Genomic DNA, 22,151 nt, shown 5'->3' with positions numbered 1-22,151 from the left:
TTCTGTTTTCATTATGTTACAAAATTACAACCTCCTGCTATTGTTACTAACTTACTGGTAATGTAACTTACTTCGTATAAATAATTATTATAATCAAATACTAGGAAGTAAAAATGCTATCAATAACTGGGTTATCAAAAACTTACGATAACGGGGTGCACGCACTACAAGGGGTTGATTTATCAATAGGAAAAGGTCTGTTTGGATTACTTGGACCAAATGGCGCCGGTAAATCATCGTTAATGCGTACTGTTGCCACTTTGCAGTCAGCCGATGCAGGTTCTGTGATCTTTGACGGTATTGATGCATTTAAAGACCCACAAGCGCTTCGTCAGCGTTTAGGCTACCTACCACAAGATTTTGGTGTTTATCCGCGAGTTTCAGCTTATGACTTACTTGATCATATGGCTGTTTTAAAAGGGCTCGATAATAAAGCACTGCGTAAAGAGTCGGTTGAAGGCTTGTTGGCACATACAAATTTGTATCAGCATCGTAATAAAGCCGTGAGTGGTTTTTCTGGTGGTATGCGCCAGCGTTTTGGTATCGCACAAGCATTACTTGGTGACCCTGATTTACTGATTGTTGATGAGCCAACAGCAGGTCTTGATCCTGAAGAGCGTAATCGTTTTCATAATTTATTAGTAAGCCTTGGCGAGAAAAAAGTGGTCATTTTATCAACTCACATTGTTGAAGATGTCGCGGAGCTTTGCCCTAATATGGCGGTATTAGCCAGTGGCAAAATTTTACTTGAAGGTAACCCAATAGCACTTACTGATAAACTCCAAGGTAAAATTTGGCAAAAAACAACTAGCCAAACTGAAGCGCAAGAGCTTGAACAGCATCTACCAGTGATTTCAAAGCGTTTATTCGCTGGGCAGACAATTTTAAATGTGTATGGTGAGCAAGCTCCTGAAGGGTTTACTGCTAGTCATGCTAACTTAGAAGATGTGTATTTTTCTACTTTGCATCAGCATCGTAATATCAGTGCAGCGTAGGGGGGATATCATGTTTTTAAATATGCTTACCTTTGAGCTGCGTTATTTTATACGTCAGCCTTCATTTTATGTAACCGCTTTAATCTTTTTTTTAGTGGCTTTTTTTGCAAGTAGCAGTGACAACGTCTTACTTGGTGGCAGCAACGTTAATGTGAATTCACCATTTAGTATCTTGATGCTAGTTAGTATTTTGCTTCAGTTTGCTATTTTTTTAGTGGTAAATTTTGTTGCTGGTTCTGCGATTCGTAATGATGAAACGAATATGTCAGAGCTAGTTTTTAGCAAGCCATTCAAGCCATTAATGTATCAATTAGGGCGCTTTTTAGGTTCGTACTGTGTTGTTGCGCTTATTTTTGCGTTTGTACCGCTGGGAATATATTTAGGATCTGGTTTTGGTTTGCTAGTTGGTTGGCTTGATCCTGAGTTGGTAGGAGATAACAAGTTAGGCTATTACTTAACGGCCTATTTTTATATGGCAGTGCCTAGCTTGTTTGTTTTAGCGGCTATATTTAATGGTGTGGCAACGTATTTTCGCTCAATGATGGCAGTATATCTTACCGCGGTTGCATTTTTAATCGCCTACTCTACCGTATCTGTTTACTTTGATGATTTAGCGTTTCGATGGATAGTGGGTTATGCCGATCCTTTTGCAAGTGGCTCATTACTTGATATTACTCGTTATTGGACTGCGAGTGATAAAAATACTCAAACGTTAGAGCTAACAGGGGTTTTACTATTTAATCGTATATTATGGGTTATATTGGCAGCTGTTATATTTTTTGCCTCAGGCAAGCTGTCATCTCGCATTGTTATCAAGCGCGAAAAGAAGAAACTCGCTGCCTCTAATTTAACTAAACAAAAAGAGGCGGCTCTCATTGCTTCTTCGGTAAATCACAAAGCGAGCGCAAGTTCTTTCAAACAACAGCTATTATTGCGCTGTGCTTTTGAGTTTAAACAAGTTGTTATCAGTGCGCCATTTTTGATTTTAGGTATTATTACTTTAGCTGTACTTATGGTGCCATTACTAGCTCCAGTTGGTTGGTATGGCACAGTTAATTGGCCTGTTACTCAAAACATGGTTGGTATCATTCAAAATGCAATAAGACTATTAATTACTATTGTTATTGTGTACTACAGCGCTGAGCTAGTATGGCGTGAACGTAATAGCGGCATGGGTGATATTGTCGATAGCTTTCCGGTGCATAATAGTGTGTTTTGGGTGTCTAAGCTATTGGCTTTAGTGAGTGTTATTGGTCTGCTTTATATTTTTAGTATGGTACTGACAATTACTGTACAGCTAATTAAAGGACAGTTTAATTTAGAGCTTGGACAATACCTATTTAGGTTAGGTTATTTTGCTTTTTTACCTTTTGTAATGCTCGCTATTCTGGCCTTTTTTCTGCAGATAATCAGTGCTAATAAATACATCGGCATGGGATTATTTGGACTGTATTATTTAGTGTCAATAGTGCTAAGTAATTATGGGTTTAGTCATAATATGTTTCATTTTGCCCAATCAAGTCCTGCTGCTTATTCAGATATTAACGGTTATGGTCATTACTTAACTGGAGTGGCATGGTACACACTTTATTGGGGAGGGTTAAGTGTGGTGCTAGCCGTTATTGGGCTTGCATTGTGGCACCGTGGCCCGTCACAAAGCTTACGCAATCGTTTTGCGCAGTTAAAATATAACTTAGGTCGAAAAGGGCAAGCGGCGGCAGTACTTGGGTTAGTGGTATTTATCGCTGCGGGCGCACAAATTTATTATAATACAAGAGTGCTGAATGATTTTTATACTAAAGATCAACTTGAAAACTTGCAAGTTGAATACGAGCAACAGTTTGTGCAGTATAAAGATGACCCACTGCCGATAATCACTGACGTTGATCTTAATGTTGCGATATATCCACAGCAGCGCAAAATACTCGCCACTGCCAATGTGCTTATTACCAATACTAGTGAGCAAGCAATTAAGCGATTTTTGGTGAGTAAACCGGATAACAGCCCTCAGTGGAGTGTTAAAATTGCCGGAGGGGACATCACTGAACAATTGCCTGACTATAACTCAGCGTGGTTTGAATTTACTCAGCCATTAATGCCTGGTGAAGTGCGCAAAGGTGAGATTTCAGTCGAGCGCAGCCACCAAGGTTTTGCCGATAGCAACACCGATACTAAGCTTGTTGCTAATGGCACCTTTATTGATAATTGGCGCTTATTCCCGCGCTTTGGTTATAACGACAGTTATCAATTAACGGATAAACATGAGCGTCGTAAACGTGGCTTACCTGAGCTACAGCGTGCTAATAAACTTGAAGACACTCAGTATTACAAACAAAGCATGTTTGGCGCGAATGGTGGTTTTATCAACTTTGCTGCAACCATTACTACTGATGAGTCGCAATTTGCAATTGCACCAGGTTATTTAAAAAGTGAAACAGTGACTGACGGACGACGCACGTTCCGTTATGAAATGGATTCACCAATAATAAACTTTTATGCCATTTTATCCGCTCGTTTAGAGTCTAAAAAAATAACGCATAATGGAGTAAATGTTGAAGTCTATTACCATCAAGACCATACGTGGAACGTGGATCGTATGATTGAGTCGGTTACTGATTCAATTGATTATTTTTCTGCGGAGTTTGGTCCTTATCAACATAAGCAAATGCGTATTATTGAGTTCCCTGGTTATGAGTCATTTGCACAAAGCTTTGCTAATACTGTACCTTATTCAGAGCAAATAGGCTTTATTACAGATAACCGAGACAGTACTAAGATTGATGTGCCTTACTATGTTACTGCTCATGAGGTGGCTCACCAGTGGTGGGGGCATCAGGTTACCGGAGCTAATGTGCAAGGTGCTGCAGTATTGTCAGAAAGTTTATCGCAATACAGCGCAATTATGGTACTTAAGAAAAAATACGGTGAGCAAAAGCTACGTAAATTCTTAAAGTATGAACTTGATAAGTATTTGCAAGGTCGCTCGGTTGAAGCGTATCAAGAAATGCCGCTGTATAAAGTAGAAAGCCAAGCGCATATTTATTACCAAAAAGGTTCAGTGGTGATGATGGCCATGCATGATTTGTTTGGTGAGGAGCGTTTAAACAGCATTTTAAAAGAGTTTGTTAGTGACTTTAAATATCAAAGTAATCCTTACCCGACCACGTTAGATTTACTTAGTTATTTGAAACGTGACGCGACTCCCGCAGAGCAAGCGTTCATTGATGATCAGTTTATGTATATCACTTTATATGAGCTGACAATGAAAGAAGCGAAAGTATCTGATGAGGCTGATAGTGATGGCTTGTACACGGTCACTCTAACTGTCGAGGCCGCTAAAAAGCGTGCCGATGGTCAAGGTGAAGAAGCAGAGCAACCACTTGATGAAATGATTGATATTGCATTATTTAACGATGATCCTGAAAACCTACTAGCTGAAGATTTTGTGATTTATTCACAAAAGCACCGGTTAGTAACCGGCACTAACACCATTGAACTAAAAGTGAAAGAAAAGCCGCTTTTCGCAGGGGTTGATCCTTTTGTTAAGTTAATTGATAAAGATAGTGTTGATAACTTGGCTAAGTTTTAGAGTTCGTTAGCTGAGACTTGGTTTATATCCACTTTCACAAGGTGAAAAGCCGCATTTATTGCGGCTTTTCTATTGCTCTAAAACGGGCTAATTCATCAGTTAACCATTTGCTAGCGGTTAATGTGCTACTATCAGGTAAAATAACCGTATAGGCTTTACCACTCCATGAACTTTTGCTGGCAAGGTTGTCAATAAAATCATCAGCGGTTTTTGCATAGCGTTTGGCTTTTCGGTATTTCATGGCTAAATGCTCAGCCGCTTCTTCACTGTTATGTTCATCGCCATTTCGAATAAACGTTGCTTTACTTTGCTTAATAAAACTAATTAAGTGACTGACTTCCTGATCTGCGCTTGCTGCAACACTTAGCCGACTAACGCACAGTAAAAGGCACGCTATAAAAACGTATATATTATGGGGTAAGTGTTTCATCTATAGCCTCATTTAGGTGTAAATTTACCATTATAGGATTGTGATCTGAGCTTTGTTGTTGTGGCACACGGGTTGTATTAACGGTCACACCGCGGGGCTATATTTGTTAAAGCGCAAGACCAAAAGCATTTGTCCGTTTATCATCAATATAAAGCGTTTTTGAGAAACCAAGCTTATAAAGTGCGGTAATAGCTACCTTTTGCCTTGCATCACTACATGCATTGAGTTCCCCTGCAAAAATAATCGGTCCTTGATGTTGTTACATCTTGCGTGAGTGTATGAGCTGTTTCAGTAAAGCCTTTATATTCGTCTGATAATGGTGCTGTGGCCAATGCTGTGATGCTTAGCAAAGCAATGGCAATTGCTACAATAGCAATAAAAGAAAATGATTTTATCTGCATCAATGACCTTAAAGTAATTTGACTAAAAAGAATGTTACTGCATTTTAGGTGCTCTAAATAAGATAAAGTTCCTAAAAAAGCTTGCCAAGCTAATGAATACAGTTTGTTTCTACATTTTCAATACAGTTTCTTACTTTTTTTAGTAGGCATTCATTTTACACTCTGCACCACTAAATTAATCAGGATTAAGTTATGCGAATTTTTTTAATAAGTTTGTTATTTATTGTGCTTGGAGGGTGTTCAGCTGTAACAATCCAACCACAAAAAATGGCTAAACTTAGCTCAAAACCAACTTATCAAGATAGCCGTCCATTTTTTATGTGGGGACTGGTTGGTGAGCAGCGTGTTGATGTAAAAAAGGTATGTGGCGATCAAACTGTGGTGCAAATGCAATCACAACAAACATTTACCGATGGTGCGCTAGGGTTAGTCACGTTAGGTATTTATGCACCACACACAATTAAAGTCTGGTGTCAGGAGCAAGGTAGCGAAGGAGTTGGAATATGAAAAAGTTAACAGGGTTGTTCACTATTGTATTTATTGTCGTGTTAGCGGGGTGTACTAATATTCATTTTGATAACGGTGAATATGATGACTTAGCTGAAAACCATAAAAGTGAGCAATGGCATCACAACTTTGCCGCCGCTCTTTATGAGGGCTCGAATGCGGTTGATTTATCTGAGATTTGCCCTGATCCGCAATGGCAAAGTGTGCACACTTATAAATCATTTACTAATGGCTTAGCAGAACTGGTTGTTAACGAAGTTGGGCCTATTTGGTACCCAAAAACAGTTGAGGTGAGTTGTGCACAGGTACCGTATAAAGTGCAGTAATTTTTAATAATCAAAGATCATGTTAAAGTTGTACTAGTTAAGTACCTTAACCTTATTTAACTCAATCATATAGTTAGCATCGCACTCACTTTTTAATGGGTGCTTTTTCTATACTGGATATATTATCTTCTTCTCTCTATTAAAAGTATATTAAGTTAGTAGAATATAGTCCATTCGTATAGAGGCTGGCATTTTTTAGCATCGTGCACCAAATAGTTGAGAGATAATAATGAACAACGCAGAGCGTAAAATTGACGAACTAGTACTAGGGTTTTGGCGATTATTAGATTGGCAAATTACTCCACAACAGTGTTTAGCTTTTCTCGAGCAAGCAATTGAAGCTGGCGTAAGGCACACCGATCACGCTGACATTTACGGTGGATATGGCTGTGAAGCAGAGTTTGGTAAAACCTTGGCTTTAAAGCCAAGTATTCGAGATGAGATTAGAATTATTACCAAGTGTGGTATTAAACCTGCTTTTGCAAGCTTAGGATTAGCAGGCCAAGCTAATCATTACGATTCGAGTGCCGCACATATTATTAGCTCAGCACAGCAATCGTTAAAGCATTTTAATACCGATAGATTAGATGCATTACTTATTCATCGCCCTGATTATTTGATGAATGCAGACGAAGTAGCTGAGGCATTCACTACTCTTAAGCAAAATGGTGATGTACTCGATTTTGGTGTATCAAACTTTACGCCATCACAACTAAGTTTATTGCAGTCGCGTCTTGATTTTGAATTGGTGACCAATCAAATTGAATTTTCACCGTATGAAATGCAAGCACTTGATGATGGTAGTTTAGACCAATGTCAGTTACTTGATATTAAACCTATGTGTTGGTCACCTTTGGCTGGCGGTCGCATTTTTGCAGAAAATGATGAAAAAGCGATTCGCCTGCGTCAAGTACTTGAGCAAGTCGGTAGCGAAATTGGTGCAAGTTCTATTGATCAAGTGGTTTACGCGTGGTTATTAATGCACCCAAGTTTCCCATCAGTGGTACTGGGTACTGGCAACATTGAGCGTGTTAAATCGGCTGTTGCCGCTAAGCAGTTAAAACTCAGTCGTGAACAATGGTATCGTATTTGGCAGGGTTCAACAGGGCACAGTGTGCCATAGGAGTTGTAAGTTTTAAGCAGTCTGAGTTGAGGGTAAGTCTTGACATAAAATCTGAACTTAGCCGCTTACCGCTTACCAAGATCGAGAAAGGGCCTTACGGCCCTTAGTGTTGCAGCAAGTAACACATTCTTTTTTATAGGCTAAAGTCCATTGAAAAAGCAACGTAAGCCTTAATATCACTGTCATCCATATCGGTATCAGATAGACCAAAAGTGAAGCCATCTTTAGAGATAGATACGCCGTAGTCGATGATATCGTCATCACCAATAAAATCACCAGAGTAGTGACCTAAGTGTAAAGCCATTTCAGTGCCATTAGTACCAACTGCGAAACCGTAATCTGCAGTCAGGTATAACGAATCACCAAAGTCTGTGCCATCACCGCTTGCGGCTGAAGTTGCAAGAACTGATGCGCCAAAGCTAAAGCCACCCATACTGATGCTACCGTAAATTTCAGAAAAATCAGCGTCTGCGCCAGAAGCTGCATCAGGGTAAGCGTAATAGATGTAGCCAACGTCGTAGCTCATATTTTCATTAATATCGCCACCAAAACCAGCATAGAGATCAAGCTCGTAGGTCATTTCATCGGCCCAGCTTGCATTTGAAGCCCAAGTACCAGCATAAAAACCTGATTCGTTGGCATAATCAATACCACCTGAAATTGCAGCATCACCACCGGTTTGTTCTTGACCACGCCATAAGTAGTTTGAAGTTGCTGCGGCATTGGCTGTTACTTCTGCATATGCTGCTGTAGATGTTGCACCCATGAGTACAAGTGTGCTGATCGCAATTGCTGATTTTAGTTTTAACATGTTTGGTATCCTGTTGTTATGCTGATTTTTTGGCTCGCAATTATTAATTAGATTGCAGTCTATAATTGCGGATCCTATTTTTAGTTGTCTACTAGGATAATTGCACTGCTTGTGCCAAGTTAAATGAAAAGCAATAATTTATATTTAAATTACTTTATAAACAAAGGTATAAATATTTATAGTGAAAGGATGAGATTGTTTTTTACGAAGCTTGCGCACTTTATTGGTGCGTAAAAAAACCCGCATGCACAACTCAGTTGCAGCGGGTTTTTGTATTTTTTACTGTGGTTTAACCAAAAATAGTACGCATTAGGCTGATTGTTTCGTTCACGCCACGGCCTTTTTGTACTTCGCTGATAATTGAATCACGCTTTGCGCGAATATGCTCAGGCATATCGTCAGCAGCAAGTGCGCGATCAACAAGTATTTCAGCAGACTCTTTACCACGACGCACTTTTCTAGTGCCAGTGGTTGTTGTACGCTTTGGTTTACTCAATAACTTGATGTAGTTAGAGTTTTCAGGCGTGTTTTTGTCTGCGTGATAGAAAAAGCACGGAATTAACGCTTTGATTGCAACAAGTTGTTGATCCAGCTCGCTGTCACCACTTGCCATTTTAAACCAAGACATACCATGAACTGCTTGGACAATATCCTGCCAATAACGCGCAAAGTCACGATTATTTAATTTAGTAATAGCCAATGCTGAACAAAGTGCATCTAAACGGGTGTTATTAATTGGTGTAAAAACATCTGGGCGGCGCATTGCTAATAGACGAGTTGCCGGTGCAAGCGTTGGCTTTTCATTGCTATCAGTAAAGGCTTTTAAATATTTGACCACAAATTCTTGGTAATCAGCTTCAGTTACTTCACCTTCTAAAGGTATATGTGCTAATGCTTCATCAAATAATGCAGGCAGGTCGGCAAGCATTTGATGAAAAGCTTTGGCGCTTTTAGTAGAGCTAAACCATTCAACATCAAAATTATAACTACTTGGATCCAGTGCAGAAGTATGTTTGCCACTAAATGCTAATAAATCTTCAGGGATCATCTCTTTCAGTGATTGCTCGCGAATACCAGCTATATAGTTGGCAAGGCGTAACTGTTCATCAAGGGCTAACACATCTTTATGTTGCTCTATAAATACACTAACTACAGGCCAAGGCGCTACGCGTAATGTTTTCAATTGTAAGAAGCTAATTGCTGAAACTAATAAGTCATTAAGCTTTTTTAAAATTGGTAATTGATTGGTTTCGAGTAAGTCATGATTAATACGGTCACGGCTAGCATTAAGTAGTTCATAGCACCAACCTAAGAAGTCTTCAGGATGATTTTCTATTTTCACCGCCATCAGGTTTAAGCTGATTTCAGAAGCCTGCTTTAGAATATTTTGATAAATATGGCCTTCTTGTTCGCCTAATGCCATTTGTGAAGGTGAAATGAGCAATTTTTTCATGCCTGATGGTACTCCGGTTAAATACATTTTTCAGTAGTTTAATTTTAGCGCAAAACGTCTTAAAACAACAGGGCTGTGCATCATACCGGAGAATACAGGGGATGCAATCTTGATAAGTTAAATCTGCACAAGATTGCATTTAAAGGGGTTAATCTGCTTCTTCAAGTGAAAATAACTGCTCCACAGTAGTTTCAAACTGCCGAGCTATCTTCAATGCAATGATCACTGAAGGTGTAAAGCGTGATGTTTCGACCGTGCTGATTGTTTTGCGTGAAACGGCGATAGCATCGGCTAGCTCTTGCTGTGAAAGCCCAGCGGCTTTGCGAAATTCAGCTATATGGTTTTGCACATTATCTCCTAATCACGGCTTTGCCAAAAAATTGAAAAGCCATATACCAAACTCATAACAGCTAAGTAAAAGGTGGCCATTGTACTGTGTGTTACATCAACAGCAAGGTTATCTGAAGCTAAATATATCGCCCCCATGCTAAACAGCAGAGCGAGTACAACATGTTTATAGGCTATCGTGTCTATAGTATTTAAATACTCATCTTTATAAGTCAGGCGGTAACTTAATTTCCATGTAAAGCCACCTCTGATCACAAACATAAAAAATGAACCAAGAAAAGCAGCACTTCCTAAAAACAGCAGCGGTGCTGATGTGTGATTAAGCATGGGGTAAACGCTAATAATTAGTAAGGTTATACCCATGAAGATCGAAAACCATGCGTTTTGGTTCATAAATTTTTCTTCGGTTTTAATATCTTGTTGTTTCATAAAGTCCATCCTGTGAAAGTGTTAATTTATATTTTTGTAACCTACAGGTATCAATGTAACCTTGGGGTATCATTTGGTCAAGTTGTTTTTTGTAACCTAAAGGTATCAAAATATTTCAGTCACAATTCATATATTCAATGTAGAATGCAGGGAATAGCATTTTTATTCGTTGCACAATGATTTTAATGCTAACTCCCGCTATGATAAGAACATTATTTGCACATTTGAAAGGACCATCATGAAGACCTTATTTAAAGTTATTGGTGTCATATTATTATTGCTTGTTGCTTTAATTATTGCTGCACCGTTTTTAATTCCAACCGATGCCATTTTTAATAAAGTCTCTGAGCAGGTTGAGCAAACCACAGGGCGTACTTTAACTATTAAAGGCGATAAAACATTATCCGTTTTTCCTTCTTTGAAGCTTGAACTTGAAGATGTGCATTTTGCCAATATGAAAACTGGCTCACGTGCAGATATGGCAAGCATGCAGCAACTTGCAGTTCATATTCCTTGGTTTTCGCTATTTGGTGGTGAACTTAAACTAGAAAAGTTTGTGATCAATGAACCAAACATTCTGCTTGAAACAGATAAAAATGGTAAAGCTAACTGGCAGTTATTTGATGCAGTAGCTACGAAACCTGAGCAGCAAACTCAAGCAGGTGAGGCAGTCAAACTACCTGAAAACTTTGATATTCAATTAGGTGAAGTAGCTATATATGGTGGGTCGTTTACTTATTTAGATGGTCAAACGGGAGCTAAACAGCAAATTAGCGATTTAGAATTAGCTATTTTACTGCCTTCACTGCATAAATCACTCGAAGTCAAAGGTGGGATCACTTATATGCAAGAGCGCTTTGAGCTTGATGTAACAGTTGATAACCCAGCTAAAGCAATAGAAGGTGATACATTTAATGTGACAACTGATGTCACTTCAAAGTTGGTTGATGTTGAGTTTAAAGGCTTAATAGCCGGTCAAGGTAAAGATATTCAAGGTCAATTAGCGCTCAGTGGTGATTCAGTAAAAGACATTGCTAAATGGCAGGGAGTCGAGCTGAACGCTAAAGAAAGCGCCTTTAATGCATTTAGTGTTAGCGGCAAAATGCGTATGCAAGGTGATAAGTTCAACCTAGCTGAATTAGTCGCCACTCTTGATGCATTAGAGATCAAAGGAAAAAGCGAGCTTAATTTAGGTAAGCGTTTAGCCGTTAATGCTGACATCGATTTAGGTATGCTGGACTTAAATCCTTACTTACCTGAGGTGGTAGCGCCAGCAGATAAACCAGAACCTAAAAGTGACGAGCCAGCCAAACCAATTGTATGGGATGACACAAAAATGGATTTAAGTGGCTTAAATGCCTTAGATGCGAATGTGGTGATCCGTTCAAGTGGCTTAAAAGCAAATGAAATCAAACTTGGTGCTAATCAATTCACTGTAAACCTTAACAAAGGCGTAGCAAAGATCAGCCTAGATAAGTTTGCCGCCTACGAAGGTAATGGTAAAGGCACAGTAACGGTTAATGCGAAACAAGCTCCTTACAAAATCAGCACCAACTTCTCGTTAGATAAAATAGATGCACAACCATTGCTAACAGATGCCGCTGGCTTCGATAAGCTAATGGGCAAAGGCTCACTCAATTGGGACTTAGCAACATCAGGTCAGAGCCAAAAAGACTTTATGAGTGCCCTACAGGGTAAACTAGCATTTGAATTTGCCGATGGTGCAGTAAAAGGCGCCAACATTGCTGAAATGGTTCGCAAAGGCAAAGAGCTAATTAAGGGTAACTTTGGTGCAATATCACAAGGACTAGATACTGGCTTTGATAATTCCCAGCAAACCGACTTCTCTGCGCTAACGGGTAGCTTTAACTTTACCAATGGCGTAGGTAAAAACACAGATCTGAGTTTGTTAAGTCCATTAGTACGTATTAGTGGTGAAGGGGATGTTAATCTACCAGCAACGACAGTTAACTACCGCTTAGTGACAGGCATAGTCGATTCTCTCGAAGGACAGGGTACCCAAGATGACAGTACCGGCTTTAAAATTCCAGTGCGAATCAAAGGACCATTTCATGATGTTGGCATCAGCTTAGATGTAAGCAAAGCGGCAGAAGATGAAGTAAAAGAAAAAGCGAAAGATAAAATTAAAGATAAGTTAAAAGGTTTGTTTGGCAAATAATGCCGATTTTATTCGGTGATAAAACAATCAGGGCATAAAATTGCCCTGATTGTTTTATAATCAATGCTAAAATAGCAAAATATGTTTCATCGACAAAACAACCATCCTCGTTATTCTAAATTAATTAAAAAATAACCTACCACTACCCCCGCAATGCTGATACAATTGCCCGCCCTTGGGAGACAACTAGATTGTTTTTTGAGTGGTTTTTAACCTAAATGTCTTGATTTTAAACAAATTTAAGACAGTTGTAATAACTACACCGGAGGTCATTAACATGATCCAAATGCAAACTCAGCTGGAAGTTGCTGATAACAGCGGCGCTCGCAAAGTGCAGTGTATTAAAGTCTTAGGCGGTTCGCACCGTCGTTATGCAGCGATTGGTGACATCATTAAAGTTTCTGTTAAAGAAGCGATTCCTCGCGGTAAAGTGAAGAAAGGTGATGTTAAAAACGCGGTAGTTGTGCGTACTAAGAAAGGCGTTCGTCGTCCAGATGGTTCTTTGATCCGTTTTGACAGCAATGCGGCTGTTATCTTAAATGATAACTTGCAGCCAATTGGTACACGTATTTTCGGCCCTGTGACTCGCGAACTTCGTAATGATAAGTTCATGAAAATCGTTTCACTAGCCCCAGAAGTACTGTAAGGAGTCAATCATGGCAGCAAAAATCCGTCGTGATGACGAAGTAATCGTTCTAGCAGGTAAAGACAAAGGTAAGCGCGGCAAAGTGCTTTCAGTTGTTACCGAGTCTGGTCGAGTATTTGTCGAAGGCATTAACTTAATCAAGAAGCACCAAAAGCCGGTTCCACAATTGAACCAGCCAGGTGGTATTGTTGAGAAAGAAGCGTCTATTGACGTATCAAACGTTGCGATCTTCAACTCGGAAACGAGTAAAGCAGATCGTGTAGGTTTCAAGATTGAAGATGGTAAGAAATTACGTATCTTTAAATCTACTGGTAAAACTATCTAATAGTTGGAGTAGAATGATGGCGAAACTGCATGAAGTATATAAAGACAAAGTAGTTGCTGAACTTCAAGAGAAGTTTGGTTTCAGCTCTGTCATGCAAGTCCCTCAGATCGAAAAGATCACATTGAATATGGGCGTGGGCGAAGCCCTAGCTGACAAGAAAATTCTAGACAACGCTGTTGCGGATCTAGAAGCAATCGCTGGTCAGAAGCCACTCATTACTAAAGCACGCAAATCTGTTGCTGGCTTTAAAGTACGTGAAGGCTACCCAATTGGTTGTAAAGTAACCCTACGCGGCGAGCGTATGTGGGACTTTTTTGAGCGTTTGGTTTCAATCGCTATCCCACGTATCCGTGACTTCCGTGGTGTAAGTGCTAAGTCTTTTGATGGACGTGGTAACTACAGCATGGGCGTACGTGAACAAATCATCTTCCCAGAAATTGATTATGATAAAGTAGACCGCGTACGCGGTATGGATATCACAATCACTACATCTGCGAAAACAGATGAGGAAGGCCGTGCGTTGTTAGAAGCGTTTAACTTCCCATTCAAGAAATAAGGGTAGGGTTATGGCAAAGAATTCTATGAAAGCGCGCGAAGCAAAGCGCACGAAATTAGTTGCTCAGTTCGCTGAAAAGCGCGCAGCACTAAAAGCTATCATCAGTGATGTGAAAACATCTGACGATGATCGTTGGGACGCGGTACTTAAGCTACAAGCTTTACCACGTGATTCTAGCCCTGCACGTCAACGTAATCGTTGTAACATTACGGGCCGCCCACATGGTTACCTTCGCAAATTCGGCATGAGCCGTATTAAAGTTCGCGAAGCAGCTATGCGCGGTGAAATTCCTGGCCTTAAAAAGGCTAGCTGGTAATAGAATCACGGGAGTAAGACTATGAGCTTGCAAGATCCTATCGCGGATTTGTTTACACGAATTCGTAACGGTCAGTCAGCGAAAAAAGTATCTGTAACGATGCCTAATTCAAAGCTGAAAGTAGCATTAGCTAAAGTATTAAAAGATGAAGGTTATATCGTTGATTTCACAATCAGCGGTGATGTTAAACCTGAGCTTTCTATCGAGTTGAAATACTTCGAAGGCAAAGCTGTTATTGAAAATATCCAGCGTGTTAGCCGCCCTGGTTTACGTATCTATAAGAGACGTGACGAATTACCAAAGGTAATGGGTGGTCTAGGTATCGCTATCGTATCAACTTCTAAAGGCCTAATGACAGACCGCGCCGCACGTAGTGCTGGTGTTGGTGGTGAAATCATTGGTTTTGTAGCTTAATCGGAGGGGAACTATGTCTCGCATAGCAAAGGCACCAATTAATGTTCCTGCCGGTGTAGAAGTTACATTAAAAGGCCAGGACATCACAGTTAAAGGCAAAAACGGCGAATTAACGCGTACTATCAACTCTGCAGTTGAAGTACAACTTAACGACAACGTTATTACAACTTTACCTCGTGAAGGCGTAGCCAATGCATGGGCACAAGCAGGTACTGCTCGCGCTCTAATCAACAATATGATTGTTGGTACGCATGAAGGTTACGAGAAGAAACTTCAGTTAGTAGGCGTTGGTTACCGTGCTGCAGCTAAGGGTAAAACATTAGATTTAACTCTTGGTTTCTCACACCCAGTTAATTTCGCAGTTCCTGAAGGAATTACGATTGAAACTCCAAGCCAAACAGAAGTTCTAGTTAAGGGCGTAGATAAGCAGTTAGTTGGTCAAACAGCTGCTAACATTCGTGCATACCGTAAACCTGAGCCTTATAAAGGTAAAGGTGTTCGTTATTCAGATGAGAATGTACGCCGTAAAGAGGCTAAGAAGAAGTAAGGTAAGACGATGGATAAAAAAACAGCTCGTCTACGTCGTGCTAAACGCACTCGTAGAAATTATATTGAACAAGGCACAACGCGTCTTGTTATCCACCGCACGCCACGTCACATTTACGCTCAAGTTGTAAACGCTGAGGGTAATGTACTGGCTGCTGCTTCTACTGTTGAGAAAGCTATTAGCGAAACAGTTAAAGGCACAGGCAACGTTGCAGCTGCGCAAGCAGTTGGTAAAGCGGTTGCTGAACGTGCGGCTGACAAAGGCATCGAAAAGATTGCTTTTGATCGCAGTGGCTTTAAATATCACGGCCGTGTGAAGGCGCTAGCAGATGCTGCGCGTGAAGCCGGTTTGCAATTCTAGGAGTAGACAATGGCTAACGTAGAAGCAAAGCAACAACAGCCTGATCTAGCTGAAAAGCTAATCGCGGTGAACCGTGTGTCTAAAGTAGTTAAAGGTGGTCGTATCTTTAGCTTCACTGCACTAACTGTAGTTGGTGACGGCGCAGGTAAAGTAGGTTTCGGTTATGGTAAAGCACGTGAAGTTCCAGCTGCTATTCAAAAAGCAATGGAAAAAGCACGTCGTAACATGATCAACGTAGACCTAAATGGCAACACATTACAGCATCCTGTTAAAGGACGTCATGCTGGCTCTCTTGTGTTTATGAAACCAGCATCTGAAGGTACTGGTATCATCGCAGGTGGTGCTATGCGTGCAGTACTAGAAGTTACTGGTGTGCAGAACGTACTTTCTAAATGTTACGGTTCTACTAACCCGATCAACGTTGTACGTGCAACGATCTCAGCTCTTGAGAATATGAATTCTCCTCAGTCGATCGCTGCAAAACGTGGTCTTCGAGTAGACGAGATTCTGGGGTAAACCATGGCTAATAAAACTGTAAAAGTAACACAAGTAAAGAGCTCTATCGGTCGTTTACCGAAACATAAAGCTACATTACGCGGTCTTGGTTTACGTCGTATCAATCACACTGTTGAGTTAGAAGACACAGCATGTGTACGTGGTATGATCAACCAAGTTTCATACATGGTTAAGGTTGAGGGGTAATTCGAATGCATTTGAATACACTTTCTCCTGCTGCAGGTTCTAAATCTGCTGGTAAACGTGTTGGTCGTGGTATCGGTTCTGGTCTAGGTAAGACTGGTGGCCGTGGTCACAAAGGTCAAAAGTCACGTTCTGGCGGTAAAGTACGCGTTGGTTTTGAAGGCGGTCAAATGCCTATGCAACGTCGTCTACCTAAGTTTGGTTTCACTTCTCGCAAATCTTTAGTATCTGCAGAAATAAACCTATACGAGATCGCTAAAGTTGAAGGCGATGTGGTAGACCTAGGTACGCTACAGGCAGCTGGTCTAGTTAAAAAGAACGTTCTGTTCGTTAAAGTTGTTAAATCTGGCGAAGTTTCACGCGCTGTTACCGTTAAAGGCCTTAAAGCCTCTAAAGGTGCTCGCGAAGCTATCGAAGCCGCCGGAGGCAAGGTAGAAGACTAAGGAAGTACTAATGGCTAAACCAGGTCAAGATACACAAAGTGCACAAAGTGGGCTTTCGGAATTGAAACGTCGATTACTATTCGTATTGGGCGCTATCATTATTTACCGTCTAGGTTCATTTGTGCCAATCCCTGGGATTGACGCCGCTGTACTTGCCGATTTCTTCGAGCAACAAAAGGGCACCATTGTTGAAATGTTCAACATGTTCAGCGGTGGTGCGCTTGAGCGCGCTTCGGTGTTAGCACTGGGTATAATGCCTTACATCACAGCTTCAATTATTACGCAACTATTAACGCATATGTATCCTCCGTTTATAGAGCTTAAGAAAGAAGGTGAACAAGGTCGTAAGAAAATTAGCCAGTACACACGCTACGGCACGCTCTTGCTTGCTACTATCCAATCGATCGGTATTGCCACAAGCTTACCGGGTATGATGGACGGGTTAGTTGTTAACCCAGGTCTCGGTTTCTACTTCACCGCAGTGGTGAGTTTAGTAACTGGTACTATGTTCCTGATGTGGTTGGGCGAGCAAATAACTGAACGTGGTATCGGTAACGGTATCTCAGTTCTAATATTTGTTGGTATTGTAGCTAACCTGCCGTCTGCTATTGGTTCGACAGCCGAAATGGCGCGCCAAGGTGATTTACATGTTTTAGCACTGTTATTGATTGCGGTAATCGTATTCGCTGTTACTTATCTTGTAGTGTTCTTTGAACGTGGACAACGTCGTATCGTCGTTAACTACGCAAAGCGCCAACAAGGTCGTCAAGTATTTGCTGCCCAAAGCACGCATTTACCACTAAAAGTAAACATGGCGGGTGTTATTCCACCAATCTTTGCTAGCAGTATAATTCTGTTCCCTGGTACTATTGCCAGCTGGTTCGGCCAGGGTGAAGGTCCTGTCGCTGATGTGCTACAAGCGATTGCTACAACGTTGACTCCAGGTCAGCCTTTGTATGCAATAGTTTTAGCTGCGGCTATTATCTTCTTCTGCTTTTTCTACACAGCGTTGGTTTTTAACCCACGTGAAACAGCAGATAACCTGAAAAAATCTGGCGCATTTATCCCAGGTATTCGTCCAGGCGAGCAGACATCGAAATACATTGATAAAGTGATGACACGCCTGACATTGGCAGGTGCTTTGTATATAACCTTTATCTGTCTGGTGCCCGAATTCATGACCATGGCATGGCAAACGCCATTCTACTTCGGCGGTACATCAATTTTGATTATCGTTGTTGTGATCATGGACTTTATGGCACAAGTACAGACTCATATGATGTCTCATCAATATGATTCTGTGCTGAAAAAAGCGAACCTTAAAGGCTACGGTCGATAAGGTCAGTTTACGGAGTTGAGCAATGAAAGTACGTGCTTCCGTTAAGAAAATATGCCGTAACTGTAAAGTTATTAAACGTGCCGGTGTTGTACGTGTAATTTGCAGTGAGCCTAAGCATAAGCAAAGGCAAGGTTAATTTATAAGTCGTGCAGGCTGAGGTTTCTCGGCCTGTGTTTTCAGTTGTGATTTGGTCTTCGTTTGAGTATCCTTACGGGCTCTTCAAACAGATGATAACCGAATTCAAATATAGGAGATGTGTTAGTGGCCCGTATCGCTGGCATTAACGTCCCTGATCATAAACATGCAGTTATTGGTTTAACAGCTATTTATGGCATAGGTAAGACTCGCTCTAAGGCTATCTTAGTAGCGACTGGTATCGCCGAAACCACAAAAATCGGTGAACTTTCAGACGAAACACTTGACGTATTGCGTGAAGCAGTTGGCAAGTACACTGTAGAAGGTGATCTTCGTCGTGAAGTTACTTTGAATATCAAGCGCCTTATGGACCTTGGTTGTTACCGTGGCCTACGTCACCGTCGCTCTTTACCACTACGTGGTCAAAGAACAAAGACTAACGCGCGTACCCGTAAGGGTCCTCGTAAGCCTATTAAGCGATAAGGGGATAGTATTATGGCTAAGACACCAATTCGTCGTAAAAAGGTTAAAAAGCAAGTTGCTGATGGTATGGCTCATGTTCATGCTTCTTTCAACAACACTATTGTTACAATTACCGACCGTCAAGGTAATGCACTATCATGGGCTACTGCCGGTGGTTCAGGTTTCCGTGGTTCACGTAAATCTACACCATTCGCTGCTCAGGTTGCTGCAGAGCGTGCAGGTACTGCTGCTCAAGAATACGGTTTAAAAAATCTAGAAGTTTTCATCAAAGGTCCAGGTCCAGGTCGTGAATCTGCTGTACGTGCTTTGAATGCTGCTGGTTACCGTATCACCAACATTACTGACGTGACGCCAATACCACACAATGGTTGTCGTCCACCGAAGAAACGTCGCGTTTAACAATAGGTTAGGAGAAATAACATGGCAAGATATTTGGGCCCTAAGCTCAAGCTGAGTCGTCGTGAAGGTACTGACCTGTTCCTTAAGAGCGGCGTAAGAGCTATCGACTCTAAGTGTAAACTTGAGACTGCACCTGGTCAGCACGGCGCTCGTAAAGGTCGCTTATCTGATTACGGTTTACAATTACGTGAAAAGCAAAAAGTACGTCGTATCTACGGTGTATTAGAAAAGCAATTCCGTAACTACTACAAAGAAGCTGCTCGCCTTAAGGGCAACACAGGTGAAAACTTGTTACAGCTTTTAGAGCAACGTTTAGACAATGTTGTATACCGCATGGGTTTTGCAAGCACACGTGCTGAAGCACGTCAGTTAGTAAGCCACAAAGCGGTTTTAGTTAATGGTCGTGTAGTGAACATTCCTTCATTCGTAATTACTCCAGAAGATGTAGTAGTTATCCGTGAAAAGTCTAAGACACAAGCTCGTATCATCGCTGCTCTAGAACTAGCCGAGCAACGTGAAAAACCGACTTGGGTTGAAGTTGACGGTAAGAAAATGGAAGGTAATTTCAAACGCCTACCAGAGCGTTCAGACCTGTCTGCGGACATCAATGAACAACTAATCGTCGAACTTTACTCTAAGTAAAGTTAAGAGTTAAGAGAGGATAAAATGCAGGGTTCTGTTACAGAATTTCTAAAACCAAGGTTAGTCGATATCGACGCTATTAACCCAACTCGTTCTAAAGTAGTTTTAGAGCCATTAGAGCGTGGCTTCGGTCATACTCTTGGGAATGCCTTACGCCGTATACTTCTTTCGTCAATGCCAGGATGTGCAGTAACCGAAGTTGAAATCGACGGTGTGTTGCACGAATACAGCGCGAAAGAAGGCGTACAAGAAGACATCATTGAAATTCTGTTAAATCTTAAAGGTCTAGCAGTTACTTTGGAAGGTAAAGATGAAGTTTTTCTTACCCTGACTAAGTCTGGTGTAGGCCCTGTGACTGCGGCTGATATTCAGCACGACGGCGATGTAACCATTGCCAACCCAGATCATATTATTTGTCATTTAACGGCAGATAATAGTGCGATCAGCATGCGAATTCGTGTTGAACGTGGTCGTGGGTATGTGCCGGCATCTAGCCGTTTATCCTCTGATGACGATGAGCGTCCAATTGGTAGATTGTTGCTTGATGCATCATTTAGCCCAGTTGAACGTATTGCGTACTCGGTTGAATCAGCACGTGTTGAACAACGTACAGACTTAGACAAGTTAATCATTGATATGGAAACAAACGGCACTATAGATCCAGAAGAAGCGATCCGCCGTGCGTCGACTATCTTAGCTGAGCAGCTAGAAGCATTCGTAGACTTACGTGATGTTACTGAGCCAGAAGAGAAAGAAGAGAAGCCAGAATTCGATCCTATTCTACTTCGTCCAGTTGATGATCTTGAACTAACAGTGCGTTCAGCAAACTGTTTGAAAGCCGAGCAAATTCAATATATCGGTGATTTAGTTCAGCGCACAGAAGTCGAGCTTCTTAAAACGCCTAACTTAGGCAAGAAGTCTCTGACTGAAATTAAAGACGTGCTAGCTTCACGTGGTCTATCTCTAGGTATGCGCCTAGAAAATTGGCCACCTGCAAGCCTAGCTGAATAATCTAAATCACTATATTAGTTTAGTTAGAAGGATAGGGTCATGCGCCATCGTAAGAGTGGTCGTCAATTAAACCGTAACAGCAGCCATCGTAAAGCGATGTTCAGCAATATGGCAGGTTCTTTGGTGAAACATGAAATCATCAAAACTACTTTGCCAAAAGCGAAAGAGTTACGTCGTGTAATTGAACCTTTAATCACACTGGCTAAGACTGACAGTGTAGCAAATCGCCGTTTAGCGTTTGCTCGCACGCGTGATAAAGAAGTAGTTGGTAAGTTGTTCAGTGAAATCGGTCCTCGCAATACAGACCGTCCAGGTGGTTACACTCGTATTATTAAGTGTGGCTTCCGTGCTGGTGACAATGCACCAATGGCTTATATTGAACTAGTAGGTCGCACATCTGCGAACGAAGAAGTTCAAGAAGACGCGCAGTCTGCTGAGTAAGTCTTAAAGACACCAAAAAGCCGAGCATAAGCTCGGCTTTTTAATATCTAAAATTTGGCAAAAAATAATATCGCTATCAGTATCCCTGTATATAGTGCAAGATCTCAACTATACCATTATCAAACCAACATCTTTGTAAGCCACTAAGCGTCACTAGAATCTACTTCCCTTAATAACCATTTGTTATTCAACTAGCTTGTTAATTTAAATTTCATGGTCGGTAATAACATTTATAGCTTTGAAAGTTATCTTGCTACTGAATATGTAGCTGTATAAATCTATAGAGTCTACTTTTATCTATGATTTAAATGCGTGATAACTGCGACTGTCAGTGTTTGACCCTCATAAGTTATTAACAATATACATAGGTAAAGATTATAAACTTAGGTCATTTGATCAAAATATTGATCATTTCAGTAGTGGATCGTTTTTTCGATTAAAGATTGAATCTGGGTTTCTTCATTTAACTTACACTTATATAGTTAAAAACAGTCTAGTTTAGTGTTGTTTTTGAGCGTTTAGCTTAAATACTCAGCGAACAGTGTTTTATTTTAAGTTTTCTTCAAAAAAAGGTTGATCTGTTTTTGGATCTCCCTATAATGCGACCCCACTGAGACGGCAGACAGCAACGCTTAGCGAGGCAAGAGTTAATCAGTTAGTCGAGTAAAACTTGAGTTTGGATTTTTAAGAAAGTTTAAAATTAAGTGTTGACAAAAAAATAGGAAAGCGTAATATGCGCAGCCCTAGCGAGATAAAGTTTAACTTTAACCGCAACGTTCTTTAACAATATAAAGCAATCATCTG

The 22,151-nt window shown here is 40.8% G+C and carries 29 protein-coding genes; 23 read left to right on the top strand and 6 right to left on the bottom strand.

The features are described from left to right. The first annotated feature begins 113 nt into the window (after window positions 1-113). Window positions 114-995: an ABC transporter ATP-binding protein gene (locus H5182_RS18155; protein WP_145241947.1), complete on the top strand. Its 882-nt coding sequence runs from the start codon at window positions 114-116 to the stop codon at window positions 993-995. Window positions 996-1,005: 10 nt separating this feature from the next. Then, complete coding sequence (locus H5182_RS18150; RefSeq protein WP_182760411.1) at window positions 1,006-4,584, top strand: M1 family aminopeptidase; 3,579 nt, start codon at window positions 1,006-1,008, stop codon at window positions 4,582-4,584. A 55-nt stretch (window positions 4,585-4,639) separates the two neighbouring features. Here H5182_RS18150 and H5182_RS18145 read toward each other — a convergent pair whose 3' ends face one another. Both H5182_RS18145 and H5182_RS18140 read right to left on the bottom strand, forming a co-directional pair. Then, window positions 4,640-5,014: a DUF5329 domain-containing protein gene (locus H5182_RS18145; protein WP_145241943.1), complete on the bottom strand. Its 375-nt coding sequence runs from the start codon at window positions 5,012-5,014 to the stop codon at window positions 4,640-4,642. A gap of 212 nt (window positions 5,015-5,226) precedes the next feature. After that, window positions 5,227-5,415 carry a hypothetical protein gene (locus H5182_RS18140; protein ID WP_182760410.1) on the bottom strand — a complete coding sequence of 63 codons (189 nt, stop codon included), beginning with the start codon at window positions 5,413-5,415 and terminating at the stop codon, window positions 5,227-5,229. A gap of 192 nt (window positions 5,416-5,607) precedes the next feature. On the opposite strand from H5182_RS18140, the gene H5182_RS18135 reads away from it, so the two are divergent. The 3 genes from H5182_RS18135 (at window position 5,608) to H5182_RS18125 (ending at window position 7,371) form a co-directional block, all read left to right on the top strand. Further along, window positions 5,608-5,922, top strand: a complete 315-nt coding sequence (locus tag H5182_RS18135; protein ID WP_145241939.1) for a Bor family protein — start codon at window positions 5,608-5,610, stop codon at window positions 5,920-5,922. Further along, a complete protein-coding gene (locus H5182_RS18130) occupies window positions 5,919-6,248 on the top strand; it encodes a Bor/Iss family lipoprotein (protein WP_145241937.1) in 330 nt (109 codons plus the stop codon). Before H5182_RS18135 ends, H5182_RS18130 begins: the two co-directional genes overlap by 4 nt. A gap of 229 nt (window positions 6,249-6,477) precedes the next feature. Then, window positions 6,478-7,371: an aldo/keto reductase family oxidoreductase gene (locus H5182_RS18125; protein WP_182760409.1), complete on the top strand. Its 894-nt coding sequence runs from the start codon at window positions 6,478-6,480 to the stop codon at window positions 7,369-7,371. A gap of 133 nt (window positions 7,372-7,504) precedes the next feature. Here H5182_RS18125 and H5182_RS18120 read toward each other — a convergent pair whose 3' ends face one another. The 4 genes from H5182_RS18120 to H5182_RS18105 all read right to left on the bottom strand — a co-directional run bounded on the left by H5182_RS18120 (window position 7,505) and on the right by H5182_RS18105 (window position 10,412). Then, entirely contained in the window at window positions 7,505-8,182 is a 678-nt protein-coding gene (locus H5182_RS18120) for a TorF family putative porin (RefSeq protein WP_145241933.1), read from the bottom strand. Window positions 8,183-8,471: 289 nt separating this feature from the next. Continuing rightward, window positions 8,472-9,635: a hypothetical protein gene (locus H5182_RS18115; RefSeq protein WP_145241931.1), complete on the bottom strand. Its 1,164-nt coding sequence runs from the start codon at window positions 9,633-9,635 to the stop codon at window positions 8,472-8,474. A gap of 148 nt (window positions 9,636-9,783) precedes the next feature. Continuing rightward, a complete protein-coding gene (locus H5182_RS18110) occupies window positions 9,784-9,984 on the bottom strand; it encodes a helix-turn-helix transcriptional regulator (protein ID WP_145241929.1) in 201 nt (66 codons plus the stop codon). Between the two features lie 8 nt (window positions 9,985-9,992). Beyond that, window positions 9,993-10,412 (bottom strand): hypothetical protein, encoded by a 420-nt coding sequence (locus H5182_RS18105; RefSeq protein ID WP_145241927.1) that lies wholly within the window; start codon window positions 10,410-10,412, stop codon window positions 9,993-9,995. 238 nt (window positions 10,413-10,650) lie between these two features. Between H5182_RS18105 and H5182_RS18100 the strand changes: the two genes are divergently transcribed. The 18 genes from H5182_RS18100 to rplQ all read left to right on the top strand — a co-directional run bounded on the left by H5182_RS18100 (window position 10,651) and on the right by rplQ (window position 21,347). Beyond that, window positions 10,651-12,591 carry an AsmA family protein gene (locus H5182_RS18100; protein WP_182758461.1) on the top strand — a complete coding sequence of 647 codons (1,941 nt, stop codon included), beginning with the start codon at window positions 10,651-10,653 and terminating at the stop codon, window positions 12,589-12,591. A 277-nt stretch (window positions 12,592-12,868) separates the two neighbouring features. Beyond that, on the top strand, window positions 12,869-13,237 hold the full coding sequence (rplN, locus tag H5182_RS18095) for a 50S ribosomal protein L14 (protein ID WP_011329449.1): 369 nt from the start codon (window positions 12,869-12,871) through the stop codon (window positions 13,235-13,237). A gap of 10 nt (window positions 13,238-13,247) precedes the next feature. Then, window positions 13,248-13,562, top strand: a complete 315-nt coding sequence (gene rplX / locus H5182_RS18090; RefSeq protein ID WP_016710194.1) for a 50S ribosomal protein L24 — start codon at window positions 13,248-13,250, stop codon at window positions 13,560-13,562. 16 nt (window positions 13,563-13,578) lie between these two features. Beyond that, window positions 13,579-14,118: a 50S ribosomal protein L5 gene (gene rplE, locus H5182_RS18085; RefSeq protein WP_016710195.1), complete on the top strand. Its 540-nt coding sequence runs from the start codon at window positions 13,579-13,581 to the stop codon at window positions 14,116-14,118. Between the two features lie 10 nt (window positions 14,119-14,128). Further along, window positions 14,129-14,434 (top strand): 30S ribosomal protein S14, encoded by a 306-nt coding sequence (gene rpsN / locus H5182_RS18080; protein WP_058562128.1) that lies wholly within the window; start codon window positions 14,129-14,131, stop codon window positions 14,432-14,434. Window positions 14,435-14,455: 21 nt separating this feature from the next. Further along, complete coding sequence (gene rpsH / locus H5182_RS18075; RefSeq protein ID WP_145241923.1) at window positions 14,456-14,848, top strand: 30S ribosomal protein S8; 393 nt, start codon at window positions 14,456-14,458, stop codon at window positions 14,846-14,848. 13 nt (window positions 14,849-14,861) lie between these two features. Then, the gene (gene rplF / locus H5182_RS18070) at window positions 14,862-15,395 is read left to right on the top strand and encodes a 50S ribosomal protein L6 (RefSeq protein ID WP_145241920.1); all 534 of its coding nucleotides are present in this window, start codon (window positions 14,862-14,864) and stop codon (window positions 15,393-15,395) included. Window positions 15,396-15,404: 9 nt separating this feature from the next. Further along, window positions 15,405-15,755 carry a 50S ribosomal protein L18 gene (gene rplR, locus H5182_RS18065; RefSeq protein ID WP_008115388.1) on the top strand — a complete coding sequence of 117 codons (351 nt, stop codon included), beginning with the start codon at window positions 15,405-15,407 and terminating at the stop codon, window positions 15,753-15,755. Window positions 15,756-15,764: 9 nt separating this feature from the next. Beyond that, complete coding sequence (rpsE, locus tag H5182_RS18060; protein WP_002959485.1) at window positions 15,765-16,271, top strand: 30S ribosomal protein S5; 507 nt, start codon at window positions 15,765-15,767, stop codon at window positions 16,269-16,271. A gap of 3 nt (window positions 16,272-16,274) precedes the next feature. Next, the gene (gene rpmD, locus H5182_RS18055) at window positions 16,275-16,457 is read left to right on the top strand and encodes a 50S ribosomal protein L30 (protein ID WP_016710201.1); all 183 of its coding nucleotides are present in this window, start codon (window positions 16,275-16,277) and stop codon (window positions 16,455-16,457) included. Window positions 16,458-16,462: 5 nt separating this feature from the next. Further along, a complete protein-coding gene (gene rplO, locus H5182_RS18050) occupies window positions 16,463-16,897 on the top strand; it encodes a 50S ribosomal protein L15 (RefSeq protein WP_064668467.1) in 435 nt (144 codons plus the stop codon). A gap of 10 nt (window positions 16,898-16,907) precedes the next feature. Beyond that, complete coding sequence (secY, locus tag H5182_RS18045) at window positions 16,908-18,236, top strand: preprotein translocase subunit SecY (RefSeq protein ID WP_145241918.1); 1,329 nt, start codon at window positions 16,908-16,910, stop codon at window positions 18,234-18,236. 22 nt (window positions 18,237-18,258) lie between these two features. Next, complete coding sequence (gene rpmJ / locus H5182_RS18040) at window positions 18,259-18,372, top strand: 50S ribosomal protein L36 (protein WP_002959476.1); 114 nt, start codon at window positions 18,259-18,261, stop codon at window positions 18,370-18,372. A gap of 125 nt (window positions 18,373-18,497) precedes the next feature. Beyond that, entirely contained in the window at window positions 18,498-18,854 is a 357-nt protein-coding gene (gene rpsM / locus H5182_RS18035; RefSeq protein WP_145241916.1) for a 30S ribosomal protein S13, read from the top strand. Between the two features lie 12 nt (window positions 18,855-18,866). After that, window positions 18,867-19,253, top strand: a complete 387-nt coding sequence (rpsK, locus tag H5182_RS18030; protein ID WP_002959471.1) for a 30S ribosomal protein S11 — start codon at window positions 18,867-18,869, stop codon at window positions 19,251-19,253. Between the two features lie 21 nt (window positions 19,254-19,274). Beyond that, window positions 19,275-19,895, top strand: a complete 621-nt coding sequence (gene rpsD, locus H5182_RS18025) for a 30S ribosomal protein S4 (RefSeq protein ID WP_016710205.1) — start codon at window positions 19,275-19,277, stop codon at window positions 19,893-19,895. A 24-nt stretch (window positions 19,896-19,919) separates the two neighbouring features. Continuing rightward, window positions 19,920-20,906, top strand: coding sequence for a DNA-directed RNA polymerase subunit alpha (locus H5182_RS18020; RefSeq protein ID WP_145241913.1), 987 nt, complete (start codon window positions 19,920-19,922; stop codon window positions 20,904-20,906). A 39-nt stretch (window positions 20,907-20,945) separates the two neighbouring features. Further along, the gene (gene rplQ, locus H5182_RS18015; RefSeq protein ID WP_016710207.1) at window positions 20,946-21,347 is read left to right on the top strand and encodes a 50S ribosomal protein L17; all 402 of its coding nucleotides are present in this window, start codon (window positions 20,946-20,948) and stop codon (window positions 21,345-21,347) included. Window positions 21,348-22,151: the final 804 nt, after the last annotated feature.

Source organism: Pseudoalteromonas sp. SG44-17 (assembly GCF_014164235.1).
Lineage (GTDB): Bacteria > Pseudomonadota > Gammaproteobacteria > Enterobacterales > Alteromonadaceae > Pseudoalteromonas > Pseudoalteromonas rhizosphaerae.
The sequence above is the reverse complement of the archived record's forward strand: the minus strand, read 5'-3'. Positions and strand labels throughout refer to the sequence as shown.